The following is a 444-nucleotide window of genomic DNA, read 5'->3' as shown; positions in this document are numbered from 1 at the left end:
ATTCTCTAGTGGTTCTGAAAAATCTTGTTTGAATATCAATATCGAATCTTTTAATTTCACATTGTTTAATTCCATTGAGACTTCTTGAGCAATAAGATTACCAACGTTTTTATTGAATCCTATTAGACTAGTTTCTGTAAAGTCACTTGATGCCACCATATCAACAGCAAGAAACCAATCATAATTAGTTGCAGTATTAAAGTCCCAAGTTCTTATTTTTGCATTATCTGGATTTCCCTCACTTCCTAAGTCTATCCGACTATCATATTTTTTATTATCAATCAATTTTTTTATAGAATCATTCTTTGAAAACGATAGGGATTTAGTAAATAAATTGAGAAAAACACCTTTGTAATAGAATGTACTGTCTTGTTTTAATTCTCCGTTTTCAGGTATCGAATATTCTTTCGTCAGTATTATTGAAGTTGTATCTCCAATTTTATG

1 protein-coding gene is annotated in these 444 nt (G+C 29.3%); it reads right to left on the bottom strand.

Annotation, left to right across the window (positions count from 1 at the left end; all coding sequences use genetic code 11):
* On the bottom strand, nucleotides 1–444 hold a 444-nt coding region (locus tag Q0921_RS24970), incomplete at both ends, for a hypothetical protein (protein WP_299261894.1).

Source organism: uncultured Aquimarina sp. (assembly GCF_947496855.1).
GTDB lineage: Bacteria > Bacteroidota > Bacteroidia > Flavobacteriales > Flavobacteriaceae > Aquimarina.
This window is presented reverse-complemented; position numbering and strand designations above follow the sequence as displayed.